The 19,818-nt window shown below is 52.3% G+C and carries 14 protein-coding genes, 1 other RNA gene and 1 pseudogene; 10 read left to right on the top strand and 6 right to left on the bottom strand.

All coding sequences use genetic code 11. The annotated features are described in order from the left end of the window. Nucleotides 1-14: 14 nt before the first annotated feature. Nucleotides 15-482 carry an ATP-dependent zinc protease family protein gene (locus CJA_RS06125; RefSeq protein ID WP_012486892.1) on the bottom strand — a complete coding sequence of 156 codons (468 nt, stop codon included), beginning with the start codon at nucleotides 480-482 and terminating at the stop codon, nucleotides 15-17. A gap of 218 nt (nucleotides 483-700) precedes the next feature. Between CJA_RS06125 and CJA_RS06120 the strand changes: the two genes are divergently transcribed. Beyond that, on the top strand, nucleotides 701-904 hold the full coding sequence (locus CJA_RS06120) for a PA3496 family putative envelope integrity protein (protein ID WP_012486891.1): 204 nt from the start codon (nucleotides 701-703) through the stop codon (nucleotides 902-904). 141 nt (nucleotides 905-1,045) lie between these two features. On the opposite strand, the gene CJA_RS06115 is transcribed toward CJA_RS06120, so the two are convergent. The 3 genes from CJA_RS06115 to CJA_RS06105 form a co-directional block, all read right to left on the bottom strand. Next, nucleotides 1,046-1,966: a hypothetical protein gene (locus CJA_RS06115; protein ID WP_012486890.1), complete on the bottom strand. Its 921-nt coding sequence runs from the start codon at nucleotides 1,964-1,966 to the stop codon at nucleotides 1,046-1,048. A gap of 80 nt (nucleotides 1,967-2,046) precedes the next feature. Then, the gene (locus CJA_RS06110; protein WP_012486889.1) at nucleotides 2,047-3,414 is read right to left on the bottom strand and encodes a deoxyguanosinetriphosphate triphosphohydrolase; all 1,368 of its coding nucleotides are present in this window, start codon (nucleotides 3,412-3,414) and stop codon (nucleotides 2,047-2,049) included. A 17-nt stretch (nucleotides 3,415-3,431) separates the two neighbouring features. After that, a complete protein-coding gene (locus tag CJA_RS06105) occupies nucleotides 3,432-4,799 on the bottom strand; it encodes a Fic family protein (RefSeq protein ID WP_012486888.1) in 1,368 nt (455 codons plus the stop codon). Between the two features lie 331 nt (nucleotides 4,800-5,130). Here CJA_RS06105 and atzF point away from each other — a divergent pair, with 331 nt between their 5' ends. The 9 genes from atzF to ssrA all read left to right on the top strand — a co-directional run bounded on the left by atzF (nucleotide 5,131) and on the right by ssrA (nucleotide 17,927). Beyond that, on the top strand, nucleotides 5,131-6,936 hold the full coding sequence (gene atzF / locus CJA_RS06100; protein ID WP_012486887.1) for an allophanate hydrolase: 1,806 nt from the start codon (nucleotides 5,131-5,133) through the stop codon (nucleotides 6,934-6,936). 117 nt (nucleotides 6,937-7,053) lie between these two features. Beyond that, on the top strand, nucleotides 7,054-10,692 hold the full coding sequence (gene uca, locus CJA_RS06095) for an urea carboxylase (RefSeq protein WP_012486886.1): 3,639 nt from the start codon (nucleotides 7,054-7,056) through the stop codon (nucleotides 10,690-10,692). A gap of 29 nt (nucleotides 10,693-10,721) precedes the next feature. Then, complete coding sequence (locus CJA_RS06090; RefSeq protein ID WP_012486885.1) at nucleotides 10,722-11,441, top strand: GntR family transcriptional regulator; 720 nt, start codon at nucleotides 10,722-10,724, stop codon at nucleotides 11,439-11,441. Nucleotides 11,442-11,607: 166 nt separating this feature from the next. Then, nucleotides 11,608-12,906, top strand: coding sequence for an urea ABC transporter substrate-binding protein (urtA, locus tag CJA_RS06085; protein WP_012486884.1), 1,299 nt, complete (start codon nucleotides 11,608-11,610; stop codon nucleotides 12,904-12,906). Nucleotides 12,907-13,032: 126 nt separating this feature from the next. Then, the gene (urtB, locus tag CJA_RS06080) at nucleotides 13,033-14,751 is read left to right on the top strand and encodes an urea ABC transporter permease subunit UrtB (RefSeq protein WP_083766910.1); all 1,719 of its coding nucleotides are present in this window, start codon (nucleotides 13,033-13,035) and stop codon (nucleotides 14,749-14,751) included. Nucleotides 14,752-14,771: 20 nt separating this feature from the next. Further along, nucleotides 14,772-15,923, top strand: a complete 1,152-nt coding sequence (gene urtC / locus CJA_RS06075; protein ID WP_012486882.1) for an urea ABC transporter permease subunit UrtC — start codon at nucleotides 14,772-14,774, stop codon at nucleotides 15,921-15,923. Nucleotides 15,924-15,926: 3 nt separating this feature from the next. Continuing rightward, nucleotides 15,927-16,739, top strand: coding sequence for an urea ABC transporter ATP-binding protein UrtD (gene urtD, locus CJA_RS06070; RefSeq protein WP_012486881.1), 813 nt, complete (start codon nucleotides 15,927-15,929; stop codon nucleotides 16,737-16,739). 3 nt (nucleotides 16,740-16,742) lie between these two features. After that, a complete protein-coding gene (gene urtE, locus CJA_RS06065) occupies nucleotides 16,743-17,438 on the top strand; it encodes an urea ABC transporter ATP-binding subunit UrtE (RefSeq protein ID WP_012486880.1) in 696 nt (231 codons plus the stop codon). Nucleotides 17,439-17,573: 135 nt separating this feature from the next. Next, nucleotides 17,574-17,927: a transfer-messenger RNA gene (gene ssrA / locus CJA_RS18895) on the top strand. A gap of 502 nt (nucleotides 17,928-18,429) precedes the next feature. Here the strand turns inward: ssrA and CJA_RS19980 are convergent. Continuing rightward, a pseudogene (locus CJA_RS19980) lies at nucleotides 18,430-19,440 on the bottom strand (recombinase family protein); the annotation flags it as partial. Then, on the bottom strand, nucleotides 19,437-19,778 hold the full coding sequence (locus CJA_RS06055; protein WP_012486878.1) for a hypothetical protein: 342 nt from the start codon (nucleotides 19,776-19,778) through the stop codon (nucleotides 19,437-19,439). The pseudogene CJA_RS19980 and the gene CJA_RS06055, both read right to left, overlap by 4 nt. Nucleotides 19,779-19,818: the final 40 nt, after the last annotated feature.

Raw genomic sequence — 19,818 nt, 5'->3', positions numbered from 1 at the left:
GTGGGGCTATAGGGTTAGAGAGAGGGTTGCGGCGGCAGGTGGCGGTTGCCGCCCAGGATAAACGATTGGCCACTATCAACCAGGAAGCGACGCTTTAGTGCACTGCGACCCAGCAACATGCGAAAACGCATATTCTCCCGGTCGGTCAGGGTCACTTCGATAGGAAAGGCTTCTCCCTGAATCACCAGGGTGGTTTCTATCACATAGCGCTCTTCGGCATGGCCGCCGGAATCCGTTACCCGGCGAACATCTTTGACCGGTGCGCTGCACTCGATACAGGTCAGGCTGTCCTTTTGCATGGGGTGCAACCCGAACCGGACCCAGGTTTTTCCGTCCTGTTCAAACGGGGTGACGTAATAGGCATGCAGGGCACTGGTTTTCGCCCCGGTATCCACCTTGGCTTTGATATGGCTGATCGACAAATCTGGCAATCCTACCCACTCGCGCCAGCCGATAATATCCGGTTGTTGTTGGCTCAACATTTATCTTCTCGCTCATGTTTTATCAAAAAATCATACCCGGTGGATTGGGTGCGCTTTGTACCCCAGTTGAGGGGCTCTGGCAAAACGAATATTTTTTATTTCGGCACCATAATTTGCTTTTGTTTTGGCATTGGCTATGGTAAATAGCGCGGGTTAAAACGGGTGCCCCAAAGCAGCCGTCAGCCACCCAATATCTCTGTCAATACTGGAGTAGTCTTATGTCTGTTGATGTAGATTCGCAAGATGCCGATCTCATTAGTGATAACATCGAAACCGAGGATGATGAGGCAACCCCGAAACTCACTGGCAAAGAAGCTAGCCAACACACTCTGGAAATGCGCCGCAAGATTGAAGACCGCCTGGAGCGTCGCCGCATTAAGGATCAGTTGGGCTACGGCGATTTCGATGACCTTGATTTCTAACGTGTCTCACCCGTAAACGGTCTCGCCAAGTCACTCACATTCCAGCCCTCAGGTGAAGAGCCTGGGGGCTAATTTTTTGCCTCATAGCCGGTTCTTCTAAAACTGGCATCTTTATAGCCAGCCTATTACAACCGCTATCTACTATTCCAGGCGCAGGTTATCCCAATACACCACCGCAGGCGCCGGCAAGCGGGTTGCAAAGATTCCAATCCGGTGTATCTCCCCCAGGTTCATTTGGCGTTTGGCCGGTGCCTTGCGGATGTCCTTAACGGGAATGCGAATCCGGTTCCAGCCGGGTAATAGCACCAGGGATCGATTAAAGCGATCGTTATAAGCCTGCTCTCCCCGCTCATGCTGGCGATCGCTGATACGCAGGGTCATCGATAAAGGCGTAGCTCCCGGGTTATAGAGTTCCATTGCCAGCACAGCATAAACAGACCAGTCCCCCTGAAAGAGCTTTACATGGGCACCTGAATAGCCAGTCCCTCCCAGAGATACCTTGAGGGCATGCTCTCCCTGGATGAAATGCTCAGGGGATATTTCCACCCGACCATTGATGCGCTGCAACTCCAGGGATGACTCAAAACCCGCCAGAAGCGGGAATGTGCGCGCCTGTTGCCACTGCACCAATGCCGATACCACGACTGGCATCAATGACGGAATCATCAGTAACAACACCGGTAGCCGCCAACGCCAGTGCACCCGCTCCGGCCTGATCCAGGCCATTCCCAACCATAACCCCACAAGGTTATTAAAGACATCCTGCCAATCGGCGTTGCGCCCCACATACCCTTGCGCCAACTCGATCAACCCTCCCGCAAACAGGACAGCCAGGCTCCAGCCAACAACCAGAGGCAGGGTCAGGGCCGACTGGCGCAGGCTCAACAGCAAATGAATAGCGGCCCCCAGAAACGCGAAAAACAGGATATGCCCGCAATCCCACAACGCCTGGTACAAAGGTGGCGATACCCCATCGGGGCCACCTATAAAAAACAATGGTGTAGCACTTACCAGCACAACCAATAAGCCCACCAATAACTGGCGTGTTGTTACCAGCTGCATCGCCAGTTTACCCCATACAAGTTTTACGATTTGTTACAGACATATTGAAGATCGTAAGGCGGTTAATTGAGGCACTGTTATCAATAATGGGAATAACCCATACCGTTAAATTGCTTGGCCAGATTGGTAGCATAGTTATCCGTCATACCACTGATGTAATCAATGACTGCCATCAATGCCAGGTATTGGTAGTTTTGCGCTTTCTGGCTGACCAGCGGATGGAAATTGTTTTCGCCAATTAACGCCATGACCCGATTATCTTTGTAGGTCATTTGTGCCGGATCCCCCAACGACGCATAGACAGCGCCACAAATAGTATTGAGCAGTGTCCCGATCACAGTGTATGCACCGATTTCCAATTCCACACGGCGTGAGTGATTAAAAATTTTGCGTTTGGCCAAATCCTTTGCAGCCTGTACCGCACTATGTACTTCCGGAGCACAGAGTGAAATCAGGTCGCCTTCAACTTCGCCATTTAAAAAGGCTTCCTGGTGTTTGATAAACGCCTGGGTACCCGCATTGATAAACGCATCAATCACCTTACCGCGCACCAGCGCCGGTTTGCGGCCGTCATTGACTTTTTTCAATAAGCGTTCGAGGTCATCCATCTGCGGAGAGTCTGCAATCACCGGACGCAGGAGTTCATAAATTTCAGTCCAATTGAGAATGCCCATCTCCAGGCCATCTTCCAGGTCAATAATGCCGTAACAAAAGTCATCGGCCGCTTCCATTAAATACACCAGTGGATGGCGACAATACCAATTATTACCTCGCTCAATCAGCCCTGTCCTGTGGGCAATTTCATGGAAGTAGTGCAGTTCGGATTGGAAAATACCGTACTTGTTATCTTTCGGGCGTTTGCCCAGGACCGTCGGCGTGGAGGTCCAGGGATATTTGATCGAGGACGCCAGGGTGGCGTAAGTCAAGCGCATACCATCATGGTACTGGTGATACTCCGAAGTGGTTAATACCCGCAGGCCCTGGGCATTACCTTCAAAGACGCGAATATCGTCCTGCTCTGAGGGTGAAAGGTCGCGCAGGAAGGCAGCGCCCTCTTTTTGGAACCAGTTGCGAATCGCATCTTCACCGGTATGGCCAAACGGTGGATTGCCGATGTCATGGGCCAGGCAGGTCGCCTGCACAATATCGCCGATGTCTGTCGGCCAGATAAACGCGGGTAAATCCCCCTTGTCTTTCAGCGCCTGCCCAACCCGAATCCCCAGGGTACGCCCGACACAGGCAACCTCCAGGCTGTGGGTCATGCGATTGTGGATATGGTCATTCGTGGCCAGCGGGTGCACCTGGGTCTTGCGCGCCAGGCGGCGAAAGGCACCGGAGAACACAATTTTGTCGTGATCCGAGTGAAACGGCGAGCGCCCCTCTTCATGCTTGGCCACCCGATTGCCCAGGCGGTCAGCACAGAGAAGTTGGTTCCAGTTCATAGCCATGACTAAATTCCTTTGGATCAGCTGGCAGTCCAGCTATTTTGAATATCGTTTTTACTGCGCAGGCGGTAAACCCACTCTTTTCCATCCTTACGTTTCTCAAACAGTTCCAAGTCGACCAGGCCGTTGAGCACCGAGGCAGCCGTATTATAAGAGCACCCCAAACGCTCCTCGACATACCTGGCCGTAAAGATACTATTGCTATTACCTTTAGCCACCTGAAAGACAATTTTTTGCTTTTCAGTCAGTTTTGCATAAATACCTGCGTTAAACAGCCATTTATTAAATCGTTCAATATCCTCAATGGTTCTCTGGCAATGACCCTTGAATGCGGCTATCGCTCTCATGATCACAGAACATTGATAATCAACAAAATACGTTAAATCCATCTCATCGGTTTCAGTATAGAGATAAGATTTTCCATATTGGGTAGCCGCTTCCTTAAGAAGGTTGCTAATGGATATATAACGGAATGCCCCATAATCTTTTTTAAACAAAAACCAATAAAACAACGCGCGCGCAACCCTGCCATTGCCATCGTTAAATGGGTGCTCATAACCTATAGCAAAATGTATCGATATTGCTTTGATCAAGGGATGAATATAGTTTTGGCTTTCTATTTCATCGTGATCCGTATTTACCCAATGACATAACCTATTCAACCTATCCTCAAGTCCCGTCCATATGGGTGGCTGGTGTACAATATTGCCATCGCTATCCTCAACAACAACATTATCAGCAGAGCGAAAAATACCAGGCCGGTATTTTTCGTCATCTATCCCTGCCACGCCAATAGCGTGTAACTCCCGGATAAGCTCAGTTGTTAAAGGCAATGATCTTTTATCCCACACATACCGCATCATTCTAAAATTACCAAGAATCATGCGTTCGTCCATAGTGCGTGGCTCACGCCTTCTTTTTATCATTTCCCTGGCAACAAGGGTCGTCGTGGCAGCACCTTCCAATTGACTGCTGCTGATTGCTTCATCCTCTATCAAATCCTCAAGCATATAGGAGAAGTTTTGCTCTTCCCCTATTTTCCTGTTGGCCCACGCTAACGCGGCAGTTGTAGTCGCTTGATCAACGAGTGTCTTTGTTTTTTGAATAGCCGGAATGTCATTGTAATAACAGAACCTTGCAGGCTCTCCCAGCCCCAAAATCCATTGACGCGTCCGGGATCTCGCTTCTTTTGTTAAGGCCCAGGCGATATCCACTGCCAACCCCTTAGGTATCCGATGGCGAAACTCATCAAATGGCAGATAACGCCCTTTGCTATCGACAACCGTATAGAAATCCAAATATTCCAATCGCCGCTCGGGTTGATACTCACTAATCCATGCCCAGGCACTTTTAGGTAATTGGTCACTTGAAGGCGGTCGCTTAATCATACTTCATCTCAAAAACATGAAATTTTGAAACATCATAGAGCATCACCTTATATATCTCAATATTTCAAATAATTGAGATATGAAAACAACTATCCTCCGCACCATCCTGACTCCCATACCAACCTCATACGCACAAATTCAGCGCATAAAAACTGGAAGATTTTTGCGGCAAAAAATGCGTCACCCTATTTTTCTACATCATTTAACCCATTGAATATCAAGCATTTTGTGCATATCCCCCAGCCTCTTTCGGAGAGCCAATTGCAATTGGCACAGTTTCTGCTGAATACAAACTTGTATCCAAGATTGTATTTCGAGTGCAGGAATAACCATGAATCTGACCCACGGCTGGACAATTACTGAATGGCTTGAAGCCTATCGCAGCCAATCCATCGAACCCCGCGCCGCACTGCAGGCATTGCGCGCCCAGATTACCCCCGCTGACCCCACCTGGATTTATGTGCTGTCTGCCAGCGAGCTGAATCAGCAACTGGATGCGTTAAGCCAGCTGGGCGATGCCAACGCCCTGCCCCTCTATGGCGTGCCTTTCGCCGTTAAAGACAATATTGATGTCGCCGGTATTCCGACTACAGCGGCTTGCCCGGCCTTTACTTACATTCCCTCTGCAGACGCAACCAGCGTAGCGCGCCTGAAGGCCGCAGGGGCCATCGTCCTGGGCAAGACCAACCTCGACCAGTTTGCTACTGGCCTTGTGGGCACGCGCTCGCCTTACGGCGCTGTGCCCAATTCTTTTAAGGCAGAGTATGTCTCCGGCGGTTCCAGTTCCGGTTCCGCTACCAGTGTCGCCCAAGGGCTGGTGCCCTTTAGCCTGGGTACGGACACCGCCGGCTCCGGCCGTGTTCCCGCCGGCTTTAATAATGTAGTGGGCCTTAAACCGACTAAGGGCCGCTTCAGTACCCAGGGCGTTGTCCCCGCCTGCCGCAGCCTGGATTGCGTATCGATATTTGCGCTGACAGTGGATGATGCAAACCTGGTAGCACAGTTGCTGCAGGGCTTTGACCAGGCCGATGGCTACTCGCGCCAGCAACCGGAACCCGCTCACTACTTCCCTGCAACACCACGTGTTGCCATTCCTGCCAAGCCGGATTGGTATGGCGACAGTGCCGCCGAAGCAGCCTGGCAAACCACCCTGCAAAAATTACAGGCTTTCGGTGTTGAACTGGTAGAACTGGACTTCACACCCATGTTCACCCTCGCCCAACTGCTCTACGGTGGCCCCTGGGTGGCCGAGCGCCACGCGGCGGTCGCGGAATTTATGCGCGACCATGCTGCCGATATGAATCCCGTCGTGCGCGGCATTATCGAAAACGCGGCGAACTTTTCCGCTACCGATACGTATCGCGCGGAATATCGCCGCGCCGACTTCGCGCGCGTTATCCAAACCCTGATGCAGGATATCGATGCACTGCTGGTGCCTACTGCGCCGCGCCATCCCACCATCGCCCAGGTAGAAACTGACCCGGTCGGAGTTAACAGCCAACTGGGTACCTACACCAATTTCGTCAACCTGGCCGATTGTTCGGCCCTGGCAGTACCTGCGGGTATGCGCAGCGATGGACTGCCCTTTGGTATCACCCTGATCGCTCCCGCCTGGCAGGACGATGCGCTGGTGGACTTTGGCCGCCGCTGGCACGCCAGCCTGAACCTGCCCCTGGGTGCTACCGATCGCAAAGCGCCGGCAATTAACCCGCGCAACCATACACCTGCCGGCTATGTGCGCCTGGCAGTTGTCGGTGCCCACCTCACCGGTATGCCGCTCAATGTACAACTGCAAGAGCGCAAGGCGCTGTTTGTGGAAAGTACATTTACTGCCAGCCATTACCGTTTATTTGCACTCCCCAATACCACCCCACCCAAGCCCGGATTAATTCGCACAAGCGGTGCCGACCAAGCCGTTAAAGGAGCCGAAATTATTGTGGAGCTATGGGATGTGCCCCTGCAGCACTTCGGCAGTTTTGTCGCACTCATTCCCGCCCCGTTGGGGATAGGCACACTCACCCTGAAAGACGGGCGCGAGGTAAAGGGATTTATTTGTGAAGGCGCAGCAATAGAAGGCGCAACAGAAATTACCCGCCTGGGTGGATGGCGAGCCTATATCGCCTCCTTAAAAAAATAGCGATACACCAGTGCTACTCAAAAACAAGTTCGTTTTTTAGATATTGATTCGCCTTATCACGCATCACGACAGATACAGCATGCCCAAGGCAACACACATTAGAGTCGGAGAACCACCATGCTAAAGACCGTACTGATTGCCAACCGCGGTGAGATCGCGGTGCGTATCGCTAAAACCCTGAAAAAAATGGGTATCGAATCGGTGGCCGTCTACTCCGACGCAGACCGCAACTCAGCCCATGTCACCGCCTGCGACAAAGCGATATGCCTGGGCGGCAATACCGCGGCAGAAAGCTACCTGAAAGTGGATCTGATTCTCGCCGCGGCTAAAGAAACCGGTGCCCAAGCTATTATTCCCGGTTATGGGTTCCTCTCTGAAAATGCCAACTTCTGCGAAAAATGTGAAGCCGAAGGTATCGCCTTTTGCGGTCCCACGCCGGAACAGATTCGCCAGTTCGGCTTAAAGCACACCTCGCGTGAACTCGCCGAGCAAGCTGGCGTTCCCCTGACACCCGGTACCGGCTTATTGGGCTCCGTTGAGGAAGCCACCCATGCTGCCGCTACGCTGGGTTATCCGGTGATGCTCAAAAGTACCGCAGGCGGTGGCGGTATCGGTTTGACTCGTTGTAACAGCGAAGCCGAGTTGGTTAATGCCTACGAAAGTGTAAAGCGCCTGGGACAAAATTTTTTCAGCGACTCCGGTGTATTCCTCGAACGCTTTGTGGATAACGCCCGCCATGTGGAAGTGCAAATTTTTGGCGATGGCAAAGGCAATGTGCTGGCACTGGGTGAACGCGATTGCTCACTGCAACGCCGCAATCAAAAAGTGGTTGAGGAAACCCCGGCGCCGAACCTGCCTGCAGCGACCCGCGAACAATTACTCGCGGCTTCGGTCAGCCTGGGCAAGATGGTGAACTACCGCTCTGCCGGCACCATTGAATACATCTACGATCCTGCGCGCGATGAATTCTACTTTCTGGAAGTGAATACCCGCCTGCAGGTGGAACACCCCATCACCGAGGCCTGCACCGGGGTAGATCTGGTGGAATGGATGATTCTTACCGCTGCAGGAACACCGCCCAATTTAAATATCACTATTAATCCACAGGGCGCAGCTATTGAAGTGCGCCTGTACGCTGAAGATCCAGTGCGCGATTTCCAGCCATCTCCCGGTGTATTAACCGATGTGGTGTTTCCTGAGTTTGCGCGTATCGATACCTGGGTAGCCACCGGCACCGAAGTGTCACCTTATTACGATCCAATGATTGCGAAAATCATTGTGTATGGCAAAGACCGCGCCGATGCCATCGCCAACATGGGTGCGGCACTCAACCAAACCCGTGCCGCAGGCATTGCCACCAACCTGGATTATTTGCGCCAGATTATCGGCTCCGACTTCTTCGCCGATGGCGACGTAGCCACCAACAAACTGGCCGGCTTTAATTACCTGCCCCCCGTTGTCGAAGTGTTGCAACCCGGCACCTATACCAGTGTGCAGGATTATCCCGGTCGCGTTGGCTTGTGGAGTATTGGTGTTCCCCCATCCGGCCCCATGGATGATTACGCATTCCGTTTAGCCAACCGCATTGTCGGCAACCACGACAGCGCCGCTGCACTCGAATACACCATCATCGGCCCCAAATTAAAATTCCACAGCGATGCGATTATTGCACTCGCCGGAGCCTCATCCCCCGCCAAACTCGACGGCGAGTTCATTCCCTTCTGGCGACCGGTAGCCATTAAAGCCGGACAAATTCTCGACATCGGTAAAACCGAAAACGGCTGTCGCGGCTACCTGGCGGTGCGCCAGGGTTTCGACGTGCCTGTGTACCTCGGCAGCCGCTCCACCTTTGCACTGGGCCAGTTTGGCGGCCATGCGGGTCGCACCCTGCGCGCCACGGATATGCTGCCCATCAGCAATCCCGCTATCGCCGCCTGTACAACACCGGCACCGGTATACGAACCTGCTGCGGTACCCGCAGCATTAATTCCCTCCTGTTTTTCAACGGCAGGCGGGATAAGCGAATGGGAAATCGGTGTGCTCTATGGCCCCCACGGCGCACCGGATTTTTTCAAACCCGAAGCGATTGACATGTTTTTCTCCACCGCCTGGGAGGTGCACTACAACTCCAACCGTTTGGGGATTCGCCTGAACGGCCCCAAGCCCACCTGGACCCGCAGTGACGGTGGCGAAGCCGGCTTGCACCCCTCCAATATCCACGACACCGAATATGCCATTGGCTCGATCAATTTCACCGGTGACATGCCCGTTATCCTAACCAAGGATGGCCCCAGCCTGGGCGGATTCGTGTGTCCGGTGACCATTGTAAAAGCCGAGCTCTGGAAAGTCGGCCAGGTCAAACCCGGCGATAAAATCCGCTTTGTACGCATGAGTTTTGACGATGCACTGAACCTGGAAAAAGCCCAGGATGAAGCCATTGCCACACTGCAACCGCTCGCCAACTTTGCCGCTACCCCGATTGCTGCCCCCCCCCATGGCCTATCAGAATGTATCCTCGCATCCCTTGCTCCTGCAGGTAGTCGCCCACTGGTCAGCTATCGCCAGGCAGGCGACAAATATATCCTGCTGGAATACGGCGACAATATTCTCGAACTGAGTTTGCGCCTGCGCGTCCATGCATTGATGGAGACGCTCAAGACCTCGCCGATTGAGGGAATTATCGAACTTTCACCCGGCGTGCGTTCACTGCAAATTAATTACGACAGCCGTGTCATCCACCAGCAGGATTTAATCGCCAAACTGTTAACGATTGAGGAAACCCTTGGCGATGCACGCGATATCAAAGTGCCCAGCCGTATCGTTCACCTGCCCATGGCCTTTGAAGACTCCGCCACCCTGGATGCGGTGGCCCGCTATCGCCAATCCGTGCGCGATACCGCGCCCTGGTTGCCGAGCAATACCGAATTCATGCGCCGTATTAACGGCCTGGACTCTGTCGATCAGGTTAAACAAATTCTATTCGACACCAGCTACATGGTACTGGGCCTCGGCGATGTTTATCTCGGTGCCCCCTGCGCCGTGCCCGTCGATCCACGCCACCGCCTGCTCACCTCCAAATACAACCCGGCACGCACCTACACGGCGGAAGGTACGGTGGGCATTGGCGGCGTGTATATGTGTATTTACGGCATGGACTCACCCGGCGGTTACCAATTAGTGGGACGCACCCTGCCTATCTGGAATAAATTCCTGAAAAACCCGGTATTCACTAACGGCGAGCCCTGGCTGCTGAAATTCTTTGACCGGGTGCGTTATTACGAGGTCAGCGAAGAGGAGTTAACCGCACAGCGCGAAGCCTTCCGTGAAGGCCGCCTGAGTCTGAAGATCGAAGAGGCCTATTTCAGCCTGGCCGAACACGAACAATTCCTGCACGACAATGCCGCCAGCATCGCTGAATTCAAAGCCAAGCAACAGCAGGCCTTCACCCGTGAAGTGGCACTTTGGCAAGCCGATGAAGCCGAGCAGGTAGACGCTGCCCTGCAAATCAAAATTAACACCGGCCCTATTGAAGTGGATGGTCACCCTATCACTGCCGACATCAGCGGCAATATCTGGAAATTGCTGGTAGAGCCCGGCCAGTTGGTAGAGCCGGATCAACCCCTGCTGATTGTCGAAGCCATGAAAATGGAATTCTCGGTCTATGCCGACCGCAATGCCAAAGTCAGTGCCATCCACGTGGAGCCGGGCAAGCAGGTGAATGCAGGCGATTTATTGCTGGTGCTGGAAATCGATTAATCATCCCGGGTTAACAAAGCGACGAGACGATGAAACTGATCAAAACCGAAAAAGTCCGGAAAAAAACCGACGAGCCAAGAACGAATGTGGCCGAACGAATTTACCAAACGATTAAGGACGATATCTTCTCGTTTCGCCTCCTGCCTGGTGAGCGCTTTAGTGAAAACGAAATTGCCGAGCGTGTAGCCGCCAGCCGCACCCCCGTGCGCGAAGCACTGGCCCGCTTACAACGTGAAGGGTTTGTAGAGGTTTCCTTTCGCAGCGGGTGGCAAGTCAAACCGTTTGATTTTATGAAATTTGAACAGCTCTACGATGTGCGCATTGTGCTGGAGCTGGCAGCCGTAAAGAAACTTTGCGAAATGGAACCGGCACCCAACCTGGAAGATTTAAAACGCATCTGGCTGGTGAGACCGGAGGACCGACTGGAAGACGGTCCCAGTGTCTGTGCACTGGATGAGCGCTTCCACGAGCAACTGGTTGAAGCAACCGGCAATGCCGAAATGGCGCGCATACACCACGAAATTACCGAGCGTTTGCGCATTGTGCGCCGCATCGATTTTACCCAGGCCAATCGTATTGAAGCCACCTATGAAGAGCACGCCAAAATCCTGAGAACGATTATCGAGCGGCGCGCTGAAGATGTAAAAAGCTATTTAAAAACGCACATAGAGGCCAGCAAGGCCGAAGTGCGCAAGATCACTCTCCATATGCTCTACGAAGCGCAACAACAGCACCCGTCGAGCCATTAGGGAGTTTTACCGAGAGCGAAAGCGCCATTTTGCCTGAAGCAACAAAGTGGCCATCACGGAAGAAACAATATCGCTCACCATAAGCGTTACGGCGTTACCGGAAAGACCTGGTACTTACCAGAAAACGAAAACCACTGAGTCAGTAAACCTACTAGGAGCAAGACCCATGAAGCTGAAGACAATAGCAAAACACGTCGGGGCACTCGGTATCGCCTGCGGCTTAACCATCGCCTCATTCAGCGCTACTGCCGCTGAAACCATCAAGGTGGGTGTACTCCACTCACTCTCTGGCACCATGGCGATTTCCGAGACCACGCTGAAAGACACCATGCTGATGCTGATCGAAGAGCAAAACAAAAAAGGTGGCCTGCTCGGCAAAAAGCTGGAAGCTGTGGTAGTAGATCCTGCTTCCAACTGGCCTTTGTTTGCAGAGAAAACCCGCGAGTTACTGACCAAAGACAAGGTCGCGGCCATCTTCGGTTGCTGGACTTCGGTATCGCGCAAATCCGTACTGCCCGTTATTGAAGAATTAAATGGTGTTCTCTTCTATCCCGTGCAGTACGAAGGTGAAGAGTCCTCGCGCAATGTGTTCTACACCGGTGCGGCACCAAACCAGCAGGCAATTCCAGCCGTGGATTACCTGATGAACGACATGAAAGTGAAGCGCTGGGTACTGGCCGGTACTGACTATGTGTATCCACGTACCACCAATAAAATCCTGGAAGCCTATTTAAAATCCAAGGGCGTGGCGCAAGAAGACATCATGATTAACTACACCCCTTTCGGCCATTCCGATTGGCAAAACATCGTATCTGACATCAAGCGCTTTGGCTCAGCCGGCAAGAAAACAGCCGTTGTATCCACCATCAACGGTGACGCCAACGTACCCTTCTACCGCGAATTGGGTAACCAGAAAGTGACGGCAGAAGACATTCCTGTGGTTGCCTTCTCTGTGGGTGAAGAAGAGCTCTCCGGTATCGATACCAAGCCACTGGTAGGCCATCTGGCAGCCTGGAACTACTTCATGAGCGTCGAAAGCCCTGCCAACGAAGCCTTTATCAAGCAATGGAAATCCTTTATCAAAAATGACAAGCGTGTCACCAACGACCCCATGGAAGCGCACTACATCGGTTTCAATATGTGGGTAAAAGCGGTTGAGAAAGCCAAGTCTACTGATCCGGACAAAGTGATCGACGCTATCGTCGGTGTTGAAGTACCCAACCTGACTGGTGGTGTGAGCAAAATGCTGCCCAACCACCACATCACCAAGCCGGTACTGATTGGTGAGATCCAGGAAGACGGCCAATTCCTCACGGTGTGGGAAACCGAAGGCCTGGTTCCAGGTGATGCCTGGTCTGACTACCTGGATGGTTCCAAAGACCTGGAGTCTGACTGGATAACCCTGAAGTGCGGTAACTACAACACCAAAACCAAAAAATGCCTGGGTGCAGCCGCTGCACACTAAGTGCAACGATAACCGCGAGCCCCTGTCAACAACACCTATAGCATGGCCAGGGATGGCGGCCAGTGCCCACTGGTACAGGAATGGATTCCTTTGCATTTTTTCTTTTTGTTTTTCCGAGACCAGACTATGCAACTCGATTGGATCAAGAGCGGCGGCAACCGGACTTTACCGGGGGTTCGCTGGTTATCTCTCTGCATACTACTTAGCTGCTTTGGCACCTCTTTAAGTTTGCGTGCCGAAGAAGTCCCGACGGAATCCTTATCGACAACCACATCGACCGTGGATAACAGTAGCGCGACAGACGCAGGAGTAACCGCAGATGTATTGTTTGTCGAGCGACTGACATCACTGGTACGCAGCAGTTTGCCCAAGCGATCCCAAGCCGTTAGTGCCCTGGTCCAGCTAGATGATAACCGTACCTTCGATATCCTCGAAGCCTTGCAACAGGGCTCCCTCTATGCCAACACCCGCGGCGAGTTATATGTCGCTATCCAACGCGATAATCAGCAATTCAATGTTATTGATGGCGAAGCTTTTTCTACAGAAATCCGCAGTGAACTGAAACGCGTCCCTATCAACAATACGCTGCGTACCCAGTTACGCAGCCTGCTCGCACAACTTAACCTGAATCATAAAGAACCTGCCAAAAGGCTCAGCGCCGTCAAACGTATGATTGCCGATGGTGTCGAGGAAAGCAGTATCAACCTGCTCCTTGAGCGTCAAAAAATTGAAGCCAACGATGCGGTGCGCGAACATATCACCACTGCCGTTGCCCTGTTTAATTTACACAATAACGACGCCCATATACGCTTGGATGCCGTCCAGATTTTGCGTGCAAGCTTACTGCCGGAAGTGCGCAGTAACCTGGAAACCATTGCCAGCAATGACCCCGATAACAAAGTGAAACAGCAAGCCCAGAAAGCGTTAAACAGCATTGATGATCGCATCGCCACGTTTCGCCTGGCAGAAAATATTTTCTTTGGCCTTAGCCTCGGTTCGGTTCTCCTGCTGTCAGCAATTGGTTTATCCATTACCTTTGGGGTTATGGGCGTCATCAATATGGCCCATGGCGAACTGATGATGATCGGTGCCTACGTCACCTGGGTTGTACAGCAGCTCTTTCCCAACCAAATCGCCTACAGCCTGATGATCGCCATTCCCTCGGCCTTTATTGTGGCAGGCCTGGTCGGTATCGCGATTGAGCGCGGCGTCATCCGCTTTTTATACGGACGCCCATTGGAAACCCTGCTCGCCACCTTTGGCCTCAGCCTGATTTTGCAGCAGGCCGCACGCAGTATTTTTTCACCTTTGAATCGCGCGGTGGAATTACCTGCCTGGATGAGCGGCTCCCTGGAAATTAATCCTGTACTCTCGATCACGTATAACCGCCTGTATATTTTTATCTTTGGCCTACTGGTGTTTTTTGCACTGCTGGCCATCCTCAAAAAAACCTCTCTCGGACTCAAGGTTCGCGCCGTGTCGCAAAACCGGGCCATGGCGCGTGCTGTTGGGGTACGTGCAAGTTGGGTCGATGCGATGACCTTTGGCCTGGGCTCCGGCATTGCCGGCATTGCGGGCGTTGCGCTCTCACAATTAACCAACGTCGGCCCCAACCTCGGCCAGGCCTACATCATCGATTCATTTATGGTCGTGGTGTTCGGTGGTGTGGGTAATTTGTGGGGCACGCTGGTAGGCGCTATGGGTCTCGGCATTATCAATAAATTCCTTGAGCCCTATGCCGGTGCGGTACTCGCCAAGGTATTGGTGCTGGTATTGCTGATCCTGTTTATCCAAAAACGTCCCAAAGGCCTCTTCCCACAAAAAGGCCGTGCTGCTGCCGATTAATTTTTCCGAGAGAGATTCGCATGTTAACTCAACGTTTATTACTCAGTGATCGCGGCGGCATGATTGTCCTTGGACTGGTTGCACTCGCGATGGTGATAGTCCCGGTGTGCAACCTGTTAATTCCCGAAGGTTCGCCACTGCACATTTCAACCTTTACCGTTACTCTGCTCGGCAAATTCCTGTGCTATGCCCTGCTCGCCCTGTCAGTGGATTTGATCTGGGGTTATTGCGGTATTTTATCCCTGGGGCACGGTGCTTTTTTTGCCCTGGGCGGCTACGCCATGGGCATGTACCTGATGCGTCAAATTGGCCCGCGCGGTCAATACGGCGACCCTGTCCTGCCCGATTTTATGGTGTTCCTGAATTGGCAGGAATTGCCCTGGTACTGGCTGGGTTTTGATATGTTCTGGTTTGCCATGTTGATGGTGTTACTGGTGCCGGGTTTGCTCGCCTTTGTGTTTGGCTGGCTGGCCTTTCGCTCACGCGTCACCGGCGTCTATTTCTCCATCATCACCCAGGCACTCACCTACGCCTTGCTGCTCGCCTTCTTTCGTAACGAAATGGGCTTTGGCGGCAACAACGGCCTTACCGACTTTAAAGATATCCTCGGCTTTTCCATCTCGGCCAATGGTACCCGCATTTCACTGTTCCTGGCATCCGGCGTCATGCTGATCCTGGCCTACCTGGCATGCCGCTACATAGTCACATCGCGCATGGGCAAAATTATTGTCTCCATTCGCGATGCGGAAAGCCGTACACGCTTTTGTGGCTACCAGGTTGAATCCTACAAACTCTGGCTGTTTGTTTTCTCAGCAATATTGGCCGGTATTGCCGGCGCCCTCTATGTGCCCCAGGTTGGCATTATTAACCCAGGCGAGTTCTCTCCGCTCAACTCCATTGAATTAGTGGTGTGGGTAGCCACAGGCGGACGCGGCACGCTCTTCGGTGCTATCGTCGGGGCATTTTCGGTGAACTACGGCAAAACCCTGTTCACGTCCTACTCACCGGAAACCTGGCTATTTGCGCTGGGCGCCCTCTTTGTGCTGGTTACCTTGATACTGCCACAGGGACTGGTGGGATTGTTTAAACACAAAACGGCCAAAATCCACAAGTCGGATCAAAAAACCGAAAACAACAGTGCCGCTGTACCCGCGACCGCCACCAAGGAGTAACCCATGAATATTCTCGCGCAAGCCAGGCGTACATTGGGTACACCGGACCCCAATTTCGGAGCGCCGCTGGACACCACGCACCGCACTATTCTGTATGTAGAAGGTGTCACCGTCAGCTTCGATGGATTCCGTGCGCTCAACAATCTCAACCTCTATATCGACGAAGGTGAGCTGCGCTGTATTATCGGCCCCAACGGCGCTGGCAAAACCACCATGATGGATGTGATTACCGGTAAAACCAAACCAGACGCCGGCAGCGTTTACTTCGGCCAACAAATTAATTTGCTGGAGTTGTCTGAACACCAGATCGCCCGCGGCGGCATTGGCCGCAAGTTCCAAAAGCCCACCATTTTTGAAGCGCTGAGTGTTTACGAAAACCTGGAATTGGCTACCGCCGCTGACAAGCGTGTCTGGTGGACACTCACCCGACAACTCAACAGTGTTCAAAAATACCGTATTGACGAAGTCCTGGTGCAAATCGGTTTGGCAGAGCATCGCTACAAAAATGCCGGGGCTCTCTCCCACGGTCAAAAACAATGGCTGGAAATCGGCATGTTACTGATGCAAAACCCGCGTGTGCTGCTCGTGGATGAACCCGTTGCCGGCATGACCGGTGAAGAAACAGAAAAGACGGCAGAGCTACTGGTTTCCCTCGCCGGTGATCACTCGGTGATTGTGGTAGAGCATGACATGAAATTCGTGCGCTCCATCGCACGCAAAGTCACTGTTCTGCACCAGGGCTCAGTGCTGACCGAAGGCACTATGGATCAGGTTCAAAATGATCCCAAAGTCATTGAAGTCTATCTGGGTGAATAGATCATGCTTGAAATCAACAATATCAATCAATATTACGGCCAAAGCCATATCCTGTGGGATCTTTCACTCAAGCTGAAGCAGGGAACCTGCGGCTGTCTGATTGGGCGTAACGGTGTAGGCAAAACTACACTGCTGAAATGCATTACCGGCTTACTCCCCGTGCGCGATGGTGCTATCACACTGAATGGGCAAGACATCAATAAGCTATCGACGGAAAACCGCGCTCGTGGCGGTATAGGTTATGTACCCCAGGGACGTGAGATTTTCCCACTCCTGACCGTAGAGGAAAATTTGAAAATCTCCCTGGGCGCACGCAAAGATAAATCGCGCTTTATTCCCGGCCTGATTTATGAATTGTTTCCCGTCCTTAAGGAAATGAAATACCGCCGTGGCGGCGATCTCTCCGGCGGCCAGCAACAACAGCTTGCGATTGGCCGCGCACTGGTACTGGACCCCAAACTACTCATCCTCGACGAGCCCACAGAAGGCATCCAGCCCAATGTGGTACGCGACATTGGCGAAGTCATTCGTAAGCTCAATCGCGAATTAGGTTTAACTGTCCTGCTGGTAGAACAAAAACTGCCTTTCGCCCGCCGTGTAGCCGATGATTTCTTTATTATGGAAAAAGGCAGTGTAGTAGCCACCGGCGCGATTGCCGGATTAAACGATGAGTTGATTCAGCGTTATTTGAGTGTTTAATCATCAACGCGATTCTATTCCTCCCTTGATTGCCAACTAGGCTAGAAATTCGTATCACAAAGGCATAGAATACCGCCCACTCGCTGGCTTGGACAAAGCCGCCCAACATACCGGGCGATTGCGTCCGGCGCGACTGGGGCCGATTTGGATTCGACGCTGGTAACGAAGCCCGAGGTGCATGTGGTGATGGCAGCCAATCACCTTAATCCAAAGCTGCATCTGAATAGTCGCAAACGACGATTCATACGCTTTAGCGGCTTAAGCCCGCTAACGGTCTCTGCCAAGGTGCCAGTACCGCGATAGAGCCCGTCATACAGAACTGGATCGCAGCGAAGCATGCCTGGGGCCTAGCTGTTAAATCTTTACAGGATCGCGCTTCACGTCCTGCCCGTTGGGCTGTAAAGCGTTAAATCAATCAACGGACCTAAACATGTAGAGCCGAGGATGGAGTGCTGGCGGACGGGGGTTCAAATCCCCCCGGCTCCACCATTTTAAAATGACCACTGGAAAGATCCGCTAAAGCCTTGAATGGCAAGGATAAATTGGCGGTTCTAAACCCAGTGTTCCGTGCGTAAACAAGCTTGTCTGCAAACACCAATTTCAAGACTGTTCTCTTATCCTCCAATCGGTCGGAAGCCCAGAGTTTCCAAGGGTTTCCGAGGAATTCAAAAGCGGTTCTAAGTGTTTCGTCGAAACTTCGCACTGGGCGACCGCATTCCACGATTTTTTCTTTTACCATGATCTTTTGTTCCTCCAATTTTCTGATCCGGTCTTCATAGGTCTGGATGATTGATTCGATTTCTGTGTCCGCAATGCGGCTTAGGAATTGCTCAATCTGGCGATCCACCTTGGTCAGCTCCGCTTTCAAATGATGAATGCGTTCATGCCCTGCCGACAGGCGGTGATTCCATAAATCCTCAAACATCCTGCTGGCAACTTTGAACAATCCCGGCGTGGGCTGAACAGCCCGCAACAGAGCATCAAATTCACCCTCGATCACATCACGCCTGATGGACTTGCCGTAGCTTGAGCAGCCCTTTTTACAGCACAGATAATAGGGGTAGTATTTGTTGCGCCCCGTCGTCCAGCAGGAGGTCAAAGGCGACCCGCAATCCCCACAGGCCACAGCTCCACGCAGCGGAAAATCCGCAGTCAAATTCATGCGGGCAGGAACCTTGGCTTTTTCATGCAGGCGTTCTTCAATTTTCTTGAACGTCTGGAAGCTAATCAGTGGTTCATGATGCCCCTTACGTGGCTGCACGTCCCACTTGGGAACGGCGATATAACCTGCATAAACAGGGTTCATCAGTATGTCTGTAACCTGCTGGGGGCGAACGTAACGGCTGTTTGCTTTCGGGAACTCCGGCTGCGCTTCCAGAAAGCGTTTCACCTCGGCCTGAATCTGGAACCGACCCGACGCAAATCCTTCCAATGCCTCGCGGACAATCGATGCTTGCGGCTCTTTGGGAACCAACAATTTGCCGTGGCCCCTGACGTTTTCATAGTGATAGCCGACCGGGGCTTGGAAAACCCAGTACCCATTCATCACCCGTGCCCACATGCGGTTTTTAACCTGCTCACCGTTTTTTTGGCGTTGGTGTTGCGACACGCTGGCCAGCAGGTTTTCAACCAACTGCGAATCCGAATCATCACCAAATTCAATCGAGGGCGATTCCAGTCTGGCCCCAAGGCTGGCAATGGCCGAACGCAACCGCGTGTGCGCGTCCAAGCTTCGTGCCAGCCGGGAAATATCATCGATGATCACCACCACCGCCTCTTTGCGATGACGGCTTAAATACCCCAGCATGGCTTTCATGCCGGGGCGGTCAATCAGGCTGCCTGATTTATCATCCTGAAACACGTCTTCAACGCTATAGCCTTTGTACTTGGCGTACTCGCGGCAGCGTGTTTCTTGTGAATCAAGGCCGTTGCCTTCCTTGGTTTGTTTTGTCGTGGACACACGACAATAAATCACGGCCTTTTGCTCTGCTTTTCTGGTCATGATGTGCCTTTCTTTCGTTTATCCAATGCGGCGCGATTAAATTCTTGCGCTGCATCATTTGTTGTTAGCAACCTTGAGTCTTCATCGCAATGGCGTTGGCTGTTTTGTGCCAATAAATATTGGACAGAATCCACACCAAAACCCAGCTCGACAAAGGTGGTCATGATCGACCACAAGGTTTGCAGTAATTCCCGCGCCTGTTCGTCGGTTAAATCAAAACCTTCAAGGTCTTGACGGTATTTTTCGATATCAAACAAACACACGGGAGACGAATTATTGTGTGTTGTCAGTTCGTTATTGGTTTGGCTTCCCTCCCTTAAAATTTTATCGTTGCTCATGGTCTTCTCCTTTTGAGGATGTTGTTTCGATGACATCGAA

This window comes from Cellvibrio japonicus Ueda107, from assembly GCF_000019225.1.
Lineage (GTDB): Bacteria > Pseudomonadota > Gammaproteobacteria > Pseudomonadales > Cellvibrionaceae > Cellvibrio > Cellvibrio japonicus.
This window is presented reverse-complemented; position numbering and strand designations above follow the sequence as displayed.